Origin of the sequence: Kineococcus auxinigenes (assembly GCF_050871525.1) — a bacterium.
Lineage (GTDB): Bacteria > Actinomycetota > Actinomycetes > Actinomycetales > Kineococcaceae > Kineococcus.
Map to the genome: position 1 here is coordinate 56,970 of NZ_JBKBCT010000005.1, position 12,628 is coordinate 69,597.

Annotated in this window: 10 protein-coding genes, 2 pseudogenes and 1 riboswitch; of the genes and pseudogenes, 11 read left to right on the top strand and 1 reads right to left on the bottom strand. The window is 77.3% G+C overall.

Annotated features, from left to right (window positions below; all coding sequences use genetic code 11):
• Window positions 1–43: 43 nt before the first annotated feature.
• A pseudogene (locus ACRYR9_RS03635) lies at window positions 44–1,366 on the bottom strand (DUF2079 domain-containing protein); the annotation flags it as partial.
• A gap of 181 nt (window positions 1,367–1,547) precedes the next feature.
• On the opposite strand from ACRYR9_RS03635, the gene def reads away from it, so the two are divergent.
• The 11 genes and pseudogenes from def (at window position 1,548) to ACRYR9_RS03690 (ending at window position 12,611) form a co-directional block, all read left to right on the top strand.
• Window positions 1,548–2,093, top strand: a complete 546-nt coding sequence (def, locus tag ACRYR9_RS03640) for a peptide deformylase (RefSeq protein WP_432493204.1) — start codon at window positions 1,548–1,550, stop codon at window positions 2,091–2,093.
• Window positions 2,093–3,022: a methionyl-tRNA formyltransferase gene (gene fmt / locus ACRYR9_RS03645; RefSeq protein WP_432493202.1), complete on the top strand. Its 930-nt coding sequence runs from the start codon at window positions 2,093–2,095 to the stop codon at window positions 3,020–3,022. The genes def and fmt overlap by 1 nt, the downstream gene beginning before the upstream one ends.
• Complete coding sequence (locus tag ACRYR9_RS03650; protein ID WP_432493200.1) at window positions 3,019–4,578, top strand: RsmB/NOP family class I SAM-dependent RNA methyltransferase; 1,560 nt, start codon at window positions 3,019–3,021, stop codon at window positions 4,576–4,578. Before fmt ends, ACRYR9_RS03650 begins: the two co-directional genes overlap by 4 nt.
• 82 nt (window positions 4,579–4,660) lie before the next feature.
• Window positions 4,661–5,704, top strand: coding sequence for an alpha-hydroxy acid oxidase (locus tag ACRYR9_RS03655; protein WP_432493198.1), 1,044 nt, complete (start codon window positions 4,661–4,663; stop codon window positions 5,702–5,704).
• A gap of 117 nt (window positions 5,705–5,821) precedes the next feature.
• Window positions 5,822–8,122: a maltose alpha-D-glucosyltransferase gene (treS, locus tag ACRYR9_RS03660; protein WP_432493196.1), complete on the top strand. Its 2,301-nt coding sequence runs from the start codon at window positions 5,822–5,824 to the stop codon at window positions 8,120–8,122.
• A 65-nt stretch (window positions 8,123–8,187) separates the two neighbouring features.
• Entirely contained in the window at window positions 8,188–8,853 is a 666-nt protein-coding gene (gene rpe / locus ACRYR9_RS03665; RefSeq protein ID WP_432493194.1) for a ribulose-phosphate 3-epimerase, read from the top strand.
• 122 nt (window positions 8,854–8,975) lie between these two features.
• Window positions 8,976–9,104: riboswitch (FMN riboswitch) on the top strand.
• 217 nt (window positions 9,105–9,321) lie between these two features.
• On the top strand, window positions 9,322–10,455 hold the full coding sequence (ribD, locus tag ACRYR9_RS03670; RefSeq protein ID WP_432493298.1) for a bifunctional diaminohydroxyphosphoribosylaminopyrimidine deaminase/5-amino-6-(5-phosphoribosylamino)uracil reductase RibD: 1,134 nt from the start codon (window positions 9,322–9,324) through the stop codon (window positions 10,453–10,455).
• On the top strand, window positions 10,436–11,077 hold the full coding sequence (locus tag ACRYR9_RS03675) for a riboflavin synthase (RefSeq protein WP_432493192.1): 642 nt from the start codon (window positions 10,436–10,438) through the stop codon (window positions 11,075–11,077). Before ribD ends, ACRYR9_RS03675 begins: the two co-directional genes overlap by 20 nt.
• Window positions 11,078–11,118: 41 nt before the next feature.
• A pseudogene (gene ribB, locus ACRYR9_RS03680) lies at window positions 11,119–11,733 on the top strand (3,4-dihydroxy-2-butanone-4-phosphate synthase); the annotation flags it as partial.
• Between the two features lie 29 nt (window positions 11,734–11,762).
• Window positions 11,763–12,242 (top strand): 6,7-dimethyl-8-ribityllumazine synthase, encoded by a 480-nt coding sequence (gene ribH / locus ACRYR9_RS03685; protein WP_432497488.1) that lies wholly within the window; start codon window positions 11,763–11,765, stop codon window positions 12,240–12,242.
• 105 nt (window positions 12,243–12,347) lie between these two features.
• Window positions 12,348–12,611: a phosphoribosyl-ATP diphosphatase gene (locus ACRYR9_RS03690; RefSeq protein WP_432497490.1), complete on the top strand. Its 264-nt coding sequence runs from the start codon at window positions 12,348–12,350 to the stop codon at window positions 12,609–12,611.
• Window positions 12,612–12,628: the final 17 nt, after the last annotated feature.

Here is a 12,628-nt window from a genome sequence, read left to right on the forward strand (position 1 = left end):
AGACCTCCCGCAGCCACGCGAGCTTCCCCGCGCGCGAGACGCCCGTGGAGGCGCGCGCGGCGTCCAGGACCACCACGTCCGGCAACCGCTCCAGCGGGGTGTTCACCGACCAGCCCACCACCTCGTGCCCACCACCGGCCTCCCCGAGCAGGTACGGGCCGGAGGTGTTGTCCGCCGCCAGCCGCGAACCCCGCGGCAGCGCCTCGGTCGCCGCGCGCACCTGCTGCACGTACGCCCCCGGCCGCCACGTGCCCGACTGCCACGGCATCGACAGCGACCCCACCGGCAGCACCCACGCCGTCGTCGCCGCGCTCGCCCCGGCCGCCAGCACCGCCAGCAGCACCCGCGCCCGGCGCGCGCGCACCCGGCGCAGCACGTCCACCAGCGCCACCGCGGCCACCGGCACCAGCACCGCCCCGTAGTGCAACCCCGGCGACCAGTACGACGGCGTCACCGAGACCAGCCGCCACGCCAGCGTCGGCACCGCCAGCAGCGCCACCGGCGAGAGCACCCACAGCACCCCGCCCCCGGCCACCGCGGCCACCACCAGCACCGCGCGCGAGCGCAGCGCCTCACCGGCCGGCACCGGCTCCGGCGCCACCGCGGTGCGCGCGCTGCCCCCGAACGCCGCCAGCCGGCTCAGGTCGTGCGCGGGATCGACCAGCAGCATCGTCGCGAACGCCACCACCACCCCCGCCACCGCCGCCGCACCCAGCGCCAGGCCGGTCCGCCGCCGCCCGCGCAGCCACAGAAGCACCGCCACCACCGCCACCGTGGCGCCCATGTCCTCCTTGACCAGCAGCAGCGGCAGCGACCACAGCGCCGCCGCCCGGTGCCGGTGCTCGAGCAGGGCGGTGGCGCACAGCGCCAGCAGCGGCACCGCCAGGCACACCTCGTGCACGTCGAAGCGCGCCGCCGCCAGCGCCCCGTGCGCCACCGCCGTGCCCACCGCCACCGCCACCGCGGCCGGCAGCGGCAGGTGCCGCACCGCGCAGCGCGCCACCAGCGCCGTACCCAGCCCCAGCAGCAGCGCCTGCGCCACCACCAGCGAGCGCGGGTCCGGCCAGGCCGCCCACACCGGCCCGAACACCGCCGTGGCGGGGGAGAAGTGGTCACCCAGCAGCGGTGTGCCGCCCAGCACGGCGGAGGTCGGCAGCTGCCCGCGCGCCCACGAGGCCGCCGACTGGCTGAAGATGCCCAGGTCGTAGTTCGTGGCCTGCCCGCGGTGGAAGTGCCCCAGGCCGGTGCTCGCGCACAGCAGCGCCGACAGCGCCCCGGCCAGCACCACCAGGACCCCACCGGCGCGCGAGGCCGGCCGCCGGATCGGGGCGGCGGGAGCGGACGGGGGGCTGAGCGGCGCGGTCATCGCCGTCGATGATGCCGCCGCCGCGGCGCCCGGCCGACCACGGCCCTCCACCGCCCGTCACGGCCCGCCCGGGCGCACCTCCGGCGGCACCTAGACTCCTGGTGCCGCCCGCGCCCGCCGCGCCGGCCGGCACCCCCAGCACGCACCAGCCGCCAGCACACCCCAGCCCGCGAGGAGCCCCGTGGCAGTCCAGCCGATCCGCCTGTTCGGCGACCCGGTCCTGCGCCAGCGCGCCGAGGAGGTCACCACCTTCGACAAGGAGCTGCGCAAGCTCGTCAAGGACCTCGAGGACACCATGCTCGCCGCCCCCGGCGCCGGGCTGGCCGCCCCCCAGCTGGGCGTGGGGCTGCGCGTGTTCACCTACCACGCCGACGGCGAGCTGGGCCACCTCGTCAACCCCGTCCTGGACCTGTCCGAGGAGTGCCAGGACGGCGACGAGGGCTGCCTGTCCTTCCCCGGCATCGTCGCCGACACCCGCCGCTCCCTGCACGTGGTCGCCAAGGGCTTCGACCAGCACGGCGAGCCGATCACCGTCACCGGTTCGGAGTTCAAGGCCCGCGCCATCCAGCACGAGACCGACCACCTGGACGGGGTGCTGTTCATCGACCGCCTCGACAAGGCCCAGCGCAAGCTCGCCCTGAAGGCCGTGCGCGAGGCAGAGTGGCTCGGCCAGGGCACCCCGCAGGTCAAGGTCTCCCCCCACGCCACCTTCGGGCAGGCCCGCTAGTGCGCCTGGTCGTCGCCGGCACCCCCGAGGTGGCCCTGCCCTCCCTGGAAGCGCTGCTGGCCTCCACCCACGAGGTCGCCGCCGTCGTCACCCGCCCCGACGCGCGCGCCGGGCGCGGCCGGCGCGCCGCCGCCTCACCCGTGGCCACCCGCGCCCGCGAGGCCGGCCTGCCGGTGCTGCAACCGGCCACCCCGCGCGACCCCGAGTTCCTGGCGCAGCTGGCCGACCTGGCCCCCGACGCCTGCCCCGTCATCGCCTACGGCGCCCTGGTCCCGCCCGCCGCGCTGGCCGTGCCCCGTCTGGGCTGGGTCAACCTGCACTTCTCCCTGCTGCCCGCCTGGCGCGGCGCCGCCCCCGTCCAGCGCGCCCTCATGGCCGGCGACGACGTCACCGGCGCGTGCGTCTTCCAGCTCGAGCAGGGCCTGGACACCGGCCCGGTGTACGGCTCGCTCACCGAACCGGTCGGGCACCGCGACACCGCCGGCGACCTGCTCACCCGCCTGGCGCGCAGCGGCGCGCGACTGCTGCTCGACGTGCTCGACGCGATGCAGGCCGGCACCGCGTGCGCGGTGCCGCAACCGGCCGACGGCGTCAGCCTCGCCCCGAAGATCACCGTGGAGGAGGCGCGCGTGGACTGGAACGCCCCCGCCGCCGCCGTGGACCGGCACGTGCGCGCCTGCACCCCCGAGCCGGGCGCGTGGACCACGTTCCGCGGCGAGCGCCTCAAGCTGGCCCCCGTGCTGCCCCTGCCGCCCGGGCACGAGCCGGCGCCCGCCCCGGGCCGCGTCGCGGTGGGCAAGCGCCGGGTCCTGGTGGGCACCGGCGCCGGAGCGGTCGAGCTGGGGCACGTCCAGCCGGCCGGGAAGCGGGCCATGCCCGCGCTGGACTGGGCCCGCGGCGCGCGGCCCGAGGACGAGGAGCTGCAGTGACCCCGGGAGCCGACCGACCGGCATCGCGACGACCCGCCCAGGGCGGTGGGCGAGGCGGCGGGCAGGGCACGGACCCGCGCGCCGCTCGCGGTCCCGCCCGCGGCCCCGGCGGTGAGCAGACCCCGCGGCGCGGGGTCAAGCCCGACCGCTACACCCGCGTGGACGAGGCCCGGCGCGTGGCCTTCGCGGTGCTGCGCGCGGTGGACGAGGAGGACGCCTACGCCAACCTGGTGCTGCCCGGGCTGCTGCGCCAGCGCCGCCTGGGCGGGCGCGACGCCGCCTTCGCCACCGAGCTGGCCTACGGGGTGCTGCGCGGGCGCGGCACCTACGACGCGCTGCTGGCCACCGTCGTGGACCGCCCCTTCAGCGACCTGGACCCCGGTGTGCTGGACGCGCTGCGCATGGGCGCGCACCAGCTGCTGGCGATGCGGGTGCCCGACCACGCCGCGGTGGCCACCACGGTGGCCCTGGCGCGCAGCGAGCTGGGCGCCGGCCCGTCCGGCCTGGTCAACGCCGTGCTGCGCAGCGCCGTGGGCCGCGAGCTGGGCGAGTGGCTGGAGCAGGCCGCGCCCCCGGCGGACACCGACGAGGGCCTGGCGGTGCGCACCTCGCACCCGCAGTGGGTGGTGCGCTCCCTGCGCGAGGCGCTGCGCGCGCACGGCCACGACACCGCCGAGCTGGGCGAGCTGCTGGCCGCGGACAACACCCCCGCCGCGGTGGCGCTGACCGTGCTGCCCGGCCTGGCCACCCCGGAGGAGCTGCTCAGCGACGACCGCGCCCTGACGGTGCGCCCGGGCCGGTGGTCGCCGACCGCGGTGCTGCTCGAGCGCGGCGACCCGGGCCTGGTGCCCGCCGTGCGCCAGGGCCGCGCCCGCGTGCAGGACGAGGGCAGCCAGCTGGTGGCGCACGTGCTGGCCGCCGCCGACGTCGACGGGCGCGACGAGCGCTGGTTGGACCTGTGCGCCGGCCCCGGCGGCAAGGCCGCCCAGCTGGCCGCCGCCGCCGTGCAGCGCGGTGCGCACCTGACGGCCGTGGAGGTCGCCGCGCACCGCGCGCAGCTGGTGCGCCAGGCGCTGTCCGCGCTGCCGCAGGGCCCCGGCGGGGCGGTCGAGGTGCGCGTGGGCGACGGGCGCGAGGTCGGCGCCGACGAGCCGGGCACCTACGACCGCGTCCTGGTCGACGCGCCCTGCACCGGCCTGGGCGCGCTGCGCCGCCGGCCCGAGGCGCGCTGGCGGCGCACCCCGGCCGACCTGGGCACCCTCGGCCCGCTGCAGCGCGCCCTGCTGGGCTCGGCGATCGACGCGCTGCGCCCCGGCGGGGTGGTGGCCTACGCCACCTGCTCGCCGGTGCTGGCCGAGACCCGCCTGGTCGTCGACGACGCGGTCAAGGCCGCCGCCAAGCGCGGGGTGGCCGTGGAGCGGCTGGACACCCCCGCGGTGCTGGCCCGCGTCGCCCCCGGTCTCCAGGGCGCCGCGGCCGGCACCGCGGTGCAGCTGTGGCCGCACACCCACGGCACCGACGCCATGCACGTCGCCCTGCTGCGCCGCACGTCCTGAGCGCGCCGGCGCGCCGCACGTCCTGAGCGGCGGTGCGCGCGCCGCGGCACCGCGCGCGGGGCTCGGCGGGCAGGATGGCCCGGTGACCTGGGTCGAGGACGTCCACCGCCGCGCCGACGAGCAGCTGCCCGGCTACGTGGCGGAGTACTTCGCCACCGCCGCCGGGCGCGGGCAGTGCCAGCGCGAGGGCCTGGCGGCGTGGGAGGCGCTGCGGCTGCGGCCCAGCGTGCTGCGCGACACCAGCCGCGTGAGCACCGCCACCACCGTGCTGGGCACCCCGGTGTCCATGCCCGTGCTGGTGGCCCCCATGGCGCAGCAGGTCGCCGCCCGCCCCGAGGGGGAGGTGCTCACCGGCCGCGCCGCGGCCGCCGCCGGCACCGTGCTGGGGGTCTCCACCAACACCGGGGTGAGCTTCGCCGACGTCGCCGCCACCGGTGCGCCCTGGTGGTACCAGGTCTACGTCATGCAGGACCGCGACCTGACGCGGCTGCTCGTCGAGCGCGCCGCCGCCGCCGGCGCCTCGGCCCTGGTGCTGACCGTGGACACCACCGCCCTGGCACCGGCGCTGCCCGGGGTGGAACCCACCGAGTGGCCCGACACCTACCGCAAGGCCCGCGTGGTCAACCTCACCGACGCCGAGCGCGCCGCCGCCGGCCCGCACGCGCTGCGCACCGCGGAGGACCTGACCCCCGGCGTCATCGGCTGGCTGCGGGAGCTCTCCGACCTGCCGGTGGCCGTCAAGGGCGTGCTGACCGCCCGCGACGCGCGCCGCTGCGTGGACGCCGGCGCCGACGCCGTCATCGTCTCCACCCACGGCGGCCGGCGCCTGGGCACCTCGATCACCAGCGCCCGCGCCCTGCCCGAGGTCGTCGCCGAGGTCGGCGAGCAGGTCGAGGTGCACGTCGACTCCGGCGTGCGCGAGGGCTCGCACGTCGTGGCGGCCCTGGCGATGGGCGCGCGCGCCGTGCACGTGGGCCGGCCGGTGCTGTGGGGGCTGGCCGCCGACGGGCAGGACGGTGTGAGCGCCGTGCTGGAACGGCTGCGCGCCGACCTGGTCACCACGCTGCGCCAGCTCGGGGTGGGCGACGTGGCGCAGCTGCGCCCGGCGGACGTCGCCCACCCCTGAGCCCCCCTCCGGGCCGGGTGCGCGGCACGCCGCGACACGCCGGGACGCGCTCGAGGTGCGCGCAGCGCCCGGTGCGAGCAGCGTGGGACCCCGACCGCACCAGCAGGAGGAAGACCCGTGCCGCTCGAACCCGACGCCCCCGCGCAGGACGCCGACCACGACCACGACGCCGTGGAGATCACCTACGACGAGCAGCGCTACCCCGCGCGCCCGCAGCGGCTGCGGGCGCGCGCGCAGCTGCGCGGCGGCCCCGGCGCCTCGCGCCGGGTGGCCGACCCCCGCGCCGCCGACGGCTCCAACCCCGCGTACGTGCAGTGGCTGGTGGGCCAGTCGATGCTCGCCGACGCGGACGTGCTCTCGCGGCAGCTGTCGGGGCAGCCGGCGATGTGGCGCAACCCGTACGCGCGCCCGGACGCGCGCCGGGCCCTGGCCACCGCCTCGGTGTGGTTCACCGCCTACCCGATCTCCCTGATCACCGGGCCGGGGGAGTCCTTCCTGGCGTCCCTGGGCAGCGACGAGCTGTGGCGCGCGTTCCAGGACATCGGCATCGACGCGGTCCACACCGGTCCCGTCAAGCGCGCCGGCGGGCTGTCGGGGTGGAACGAGACCCCCAGCGTCGACGGGCACTTCGACCGCATCAGCACCCACATCGACCCCCTCTTCGGCACCGAGGAGGAGTTCCGGGTGGTGTGCGAGGTCGCCGAGCGCCACGGCGGCAGCGTCATCGACGACATCGTGCCCGGCCACACCGGCAAGGGCGCCGACTTCCGCCTGGCGGAGATGGCGTACCGCGAGTACCCGGGCATCTACCACATGGTGGAGATCCCCGAGGAGGACTGGCACCTGCTGCCCGACGTGCCCGCCGGCGCCGACGCCGTCAACCTCGACGCCGCCACCGAGCACGAGCTGGCCGAGCACGGCTACATCATCGGCGCCCTGCAGCGCGTCATCTTCTACGCCCCGGGCGTGAAGGAGACCAACTGGTCGGCCACCGCCCCGGTCACCGGCGTGGACGGCAAGGTGCGCCGCTGGGTGTACCTGCACTACTTCAAGCAGGGCCAGCCCTCCATCAACTGGCTGGACCCCACCTTCGCCGGGATGCGCCTGGTCATCGGCGACGCCCTGCACTCCCTGGGCGACCTGGGCACCAGCGCGCTGCGCCTGGACGCCAACGGCTTCCTGGGCGTGGAGAAGTCCGCCGAGGGCCTGCCGGCGTGGTCCGAGGGGCACCCCCTCTCGCACGCCGCCAACCACGTCATCGCCGGGATGGTCCGCAAGGTCGGCGGGTTCACCTTCCAGGAGCTGAACCTGACGATGGAGGACATCCGCGACACCGGCCGCGTCGGCGCGGACCTGTCCTACGACTTCGTCAACCGCCCCGCCTACCACCACGCCCTGGCCACCGGCGACACCGAGTTCCTGCGCCTGACGCTGCGCACGTCGCTGGAGACCGGCGTGGAACCGGTCAGCCTCGTGCACGCCCTGCAGAACCACGACGAGCTGACCTACGAGCTGGTGCACTGGGCCACCCTGCACAGCCAGGACACCTACCGCTTCCGCGGCCGCGAGACGACGGGGGCGGAACTGGCCGAGACGGTCCGCGCGGACCTGCTGGCCCACCTGACCGGCGAGGCCGCCGACTACAACCACGTCTTCACCACCAACGGCATCGCCTGCACGACCGCGTCCGTCATCGCCGCCACGCAGGGCCTGCGCACCCTGGAGGAGATCGACGAGGCCCACGTGGAGGGCATCCGCCGCGCCCACCTGCTGCTGGCGATGTTCAACGCCTGGCAGCCGGGCGTGTTCGCCCTGTCCGGCTGGGACCTGACCGGCACCCTGCCGGTGCCCGCCGGGCAGGTGCGCGACCTGATCGAGGGCGGCGACACCCGCTGGGTGCACCGCGGCGCCCACGACCTCATGGACGTCGCCCCGCAGGCGAGCGCCTCCGCCTCCGGCATGCCGCGCGGGCGCGCGCTGTACGGCTCCCTGCCCGAGCAGCTGGACTCCGAGACCTCCTTCGTCGCGGGCCTGCGCGGGGTGCTGGCCGTGCGCGCCAAGCACGGCATCGCCGCCGCCACCCAGATCGACGTCCCGCCCGTGGCGCACCCCGGCATGCTCGTCATGGTCCACCGCCTCGACGACGGCGACCCGGCCCGCACCGACGCCCCCGTGCAGGTCACGGTGCTGAACTTCACCGGCGAGACCATCGAGGGCACCGTGCGCTCCGACGCCCTCGAACCGCGCCACGCGGTCGTCGACGCCGCCACCGGCGGGGAGATCGGCTGGGTGGACGACCTGCGCAGCTTCGGGGTGTGGCTGGGCCCGTACGCCGGGCTGTTCCTGGTGCTCACCGCCCCCGGCGAGCACGACGCCGCCGTGCAGGGCGAGACCCTGGGCCGGCCCGAGGGCTCCTGAGGCGCACCGGCGCCCGCGCACCGGCCACCCCGGCCGCACCGCGCGGGCGCCGCTAGGGTCGCGCCGTGACGATCCAGGTCAACCCCAGCATCCTGTCCGCCGACTTCGCCAACCTGGCCGCGGAGCTGGAGCGCATCTCCACCGCCGACGCCGCCCACGTGGACGTCATGGACGGCCACTTCGTGCCCAACCTGACCCTGGGCCTGCCGGTCGTCGAGGCGCTGCGCGCGGTCTCCCCGATCCCGCTGGACTGCCACCTGATGATCGAGGCGCCCGACCGGTGGGCACCGGCGTACGCCGAGGCCGGTGCCCAGGGCGTCACCTTCCACGCCGAGGCCGCCACCGCACCGGTGCGCCTGGCCCGCGAGCTGCGCGCCGCCGGCGCCCGCGCGGGCCTGGCGCTGCGCCCGGCCACCCCGCTGGAGCCGTTCGTGGACCTGCTCGGCGAGTTCGACATGCTGCTGGTGATGACCGTCGAGCCCGGCTTCGGCGGGCAGTCCTTCCTCGACGTGACCCTGCCGAAGATCCGCCGCGCCCGCGCCGCCATCGGCGCCTCCGGCCTCGACGTGCGCCTGCAGGTCGACGGCGGCGTCTCCTCCACCACCATCGAGCGCGCCGCCGAGGCCGGTGCCGACGTCTTCGTCGCCGGCTCGGCCGTCTACGGGGCCGAGGACGCCGCCGGCGCCGTGGATCAGCTGCGACGCCTGGCCACGGCCGCCTGCGCGCACTGACACCGCACTGACACCGCACCGCCGCCCGCGCGGCACCCGCGTGGCACACTGACGCGACCGGCCGGCCCCCCTCGGGGGGCATCCGGAACAGCAGCACAGCAGGAGAAGTTGAACCGAACGACACGCGTGCTCCGGGGTCGGTGCAATTCCGAACCGGCGGTGACAGTCCGCGAGCCCCCACCTCGGTGACGGGCCGACCCGGTGGAACTCCGGGACCGACGGTGAGAGTCCGGACGGGAGGCGGCACGCGGGTCGAGCGGGCGCACCCGCGCGTCCAGCGGCACCGAGCCGCCCACCGCGCCGGGGTGCCCGCACGACCCGTCCGAGCGGTGCGCGCCCGCGCGCCCGCCGCGCCACCCCTCGCCCGGACCGCCCGACGGCGCGAGAGCGAGGAACGCGGTGCCCCACCAGCACGGGCGCGAGAGCGACCGGTACGAGGCCGACCGGCACGAGGCCGAGACCTCCGCGATGCGCCGCGCCCTGCAGCTGGCCGCCCGCGGCCCGGCCACCGGCCCCAACCCCCGCGTCGGCTGCGTCCTGCTGGCCCCCGACGGCCGCGTCCTCGCCGAGGGCCACCACCGCGGCGCCGGCACCGCGCACGCCGAGGCCGCCGCCCTGGCCGACCTCGCCGCCCGCGGCGGCACCGCGGCCGGATGCACCGCCGTGGTCACCCTCGAACCGTGCACCCACACCGGGCGCACCGGCCCCTGCGCGCAGGCCCTGCTCGCCGCCGGCGTCGCCCGCGCCGTCATCGCCGACACCGACCCCAACCCCGCCGCCGCCGGGGGAGCGGACCTGCTGCGCGCCGCCGGCGTCGACGTCGAGGTCGGCCTGCTCGCCGAGCAGGCCCGCACCCTCAACGAGCGCTGGGCCACCGCGGTGGCCCGCCACCGCCCCTGGGTGACGTGGAAGTTCGCCGCCACACTCGACGGGCGCTCCGCCGCCGCCGACGGCACCAGCCGCTGGATCACCTCCGCACCCGCCCGCGCCGACGTGCACCGCCTGCGCGCCGCGCACGACGCCGTCCTGGTCGGCACCGGCACCGCCCTGGCCGACGACCCCGCCCTGACCGTGCGCGCCCCCGACGGCACCGACGCCCCCGGCCCGCAGCCGCTGCGCGTGGTCGCCGGCCTGCGCGAGCTGCCCGCCGGCGCCCGCCTGCGCGACGGGCGCGCGCAGCTGCTGCACCTGCGCACCCGCGACCCCCACCAGGTCCTCGCCGCCCTGGCCGGGCGCGAGGTGCGCACCGTCCTGCTCGAGGGCGGCCCGGCGCTCGCCGCCTCCTTCGCCCGCGCCGGCCTGGTCGACGAGGTCGTGGCCTACCTCGCCCCCGCGCTGCTGGGCGCCGGGGTGGCCGCCGTGGCCGACCTGGGCGTCACCGGCATCGCCGGCGCCCTGCGCCTGGACCTGGCACCGGGCCCGGACGCGGTGGTGCGCGTGGGCGAGGACGTGCGCCTGACGGCCCGCCCGCGCGCCCGGACCCAGCACGACCAGCCCCCGCACGACCAGCCCCCGCACGACCAGCCCCCGCACGACCAACGCCAGCACACCACCAGCACGCCCCACGTCGAGGAGGTCGCCCGTGTTCACCGGGATCGTTGAGGAGGTCGGCGAGGTCGTCGCCGTGCGGCGGGGCGCGGACTCCGCCCGCCTGAGCGTGCGCGGCCCGCTCGTCACGTCCGACGCCGTGCACGGCGCCTCCATCGCCGTGGACGGGGTGTGCCTGACGGTCGTGGACCAGCCCGAGCCCGGCGTGTTCACCGTCGACGTCATGGCCGAGACCCTCGCGCGCAGCTCCCTGCGCGAGGTCGCCCCCGGCCGGCGCGTCAACCTCGAGCGGGCCATGGCCGCCTCGTCCCGCTTCGGCGGTCACGTCGTGCAGGGCCACGTCGACGGCACCGGCACCGTGCTGGCCCGCACCCCCGGCGAGGCGTGGGAGGTGGTGCGCGTGGGCATCGAGCCGGCCCTGGCGCGCTACGTCGTCGAGAAGGGCTCCATCACCGTCGACGGCACCTCCCTGACCGTCTCCGCCGTCAGCGCCGTGGACGACCCGGCCCCGTGGTTCGAGGTCTCGCTGATCCCCACCACCCTGCAGCTGACGACGCTGGGTGCTCGCGCGGTGGGCGAGCCGGTGAACCTGGAGGTCGACGTGCTCGCCAAGTACGTCGAGCGCATCACCGCCGGCCTGGCCGCGCGCGCGAGCGCGGCGGGGGAGCGCTCGTGAGCGCGGTGGACACCCCGGGCACCTCCAGCGTCTCCGCCGCCGTGCAGGCCGCGGTCGACGCCCTGCGCGCCGGCCGGCCCGTCCTGGTCACCGACGACGCCGACCGCGAGAACGAGGGCGACGCCGTGCTGTCGGCGGCGCTGGCCACCGCGGAGTGGATCGGCTGGACCGTGCGGCACACCTCCGGGATGCTGTGCGCGCCCATGCCCGCCGAGCGTGCCGAGGCGCTGGCCCTGCCGCGCATGGTCGAGCGCAACGAGGACTCCCTGCGCACCGACTACACCGTCAGCTGCGACGCCGCCGCCGGCACCACCACCGGCATCTCCGCCGCCGACCGCGCCCGCACCGCCCGCGTGCTGGCCGACCCCGCGGCCGTGCCGGGCGACCTGGTGCGCCCCGGGCACGTCTTCCCGCTGCGCGCGCGCCCCGGTGGGGTGCTGGAGCGCCCCGGGCACACCGAGGCCGCCGTGGACCTGTGCCGGTTGGCGGGCCTGCCGCCGGTGGCCGTGATCGCCGAGCTCGTCGAGGACGACGGCTCCATGTCGCGCTGGGAGCAGATCACCGCGCTGGGCCGGCGGCACGAGCTGCCGGTGCTGACCATCGCCGACCTGCGCGCGCACCTGCGCGCGCAGGCCCCGCAGGAACGACCCACCCCGCAGGAACAGCCCACCCCAGGAGGAACAGCGTGAGCGGAGACGGCAGCCCCGAGATCGAGGTGGACGGCAGCGGCCTGAAGGTGGCCGTGGTCGCCGCACGCTGGCACCAGGAGGTCATGGACGGGCTGCTGGCCGGCGCCCGCCGCGCCCTGGCCGACTCGAACGTCACCGAGGTCACCGAGGTGCGCGTGCCCGGCGCCTTCGAGCTGCCCGTGGCCGCCGCCCGCCTGGCCCGCACCGGGCACGACGCCGTCGTGGCCCTGGGCGTCGTCATCCGCGGCGGCACCCCGCACTTCGAGTACGTGTGCGACGCCGCCACCGCCGGGCTGACGCAGGTGGCCGTGAGCACCGGCGTGCCCGTCGGCTTCGGCGTGCTCACCGTCGACAACGAGGCGCAGGCCCTGCACCGCGCAGGCCTGCGCGGCTCGCGCGAGGACAAGGGCCGTGAGGCCGTCCTGGCCGCCCTGGAGACGGTCGTGGCCCTGCGCGAGGTCGCCCGCCTGCGCTGAGGCCTGCGCCGAGGCCTCAGCCCCCGCACGCGCGCCGCCCGGTCCCCGCCGCGCGTGCGGGGGCCGCACCGGCGCACCGCGGCGCACCGCCTAGACTCCCGGCACGTGAAGACCTTCGACGCCCTGTTCGCCGAGCTGACGGACAAGGCCCGCACCCGCCCGGCGGGTTCCGGCACCGTCGTGGAGCTGGACGCCGGCGTGCACGCCATCGGCAAGAAGGTCGTCGAGGAGGCGGCCGAGGTGTGGATGGCCGCCGAGCACGAGTCCGCCGAGCGCACCGCGGAGGAGGTCTCCCAGCTGCTGTACCACCTGCAGGTGCTGATGATCGCCCGCGGTCTCACCCTCGACGACGTCTACGCCCACCTCTGAGCCCCACCTCCGAGCCC

Bases quoted from the DNA above. Each gene is read 5' to 3' on its own strand.
- ribD (WP_432493298.1), top strand. From the start codon at position 9,322: ATGCGCCGCGCCCTGCAGCTGGCCGCCCGCGGCCCGGCCACCGGCCCC.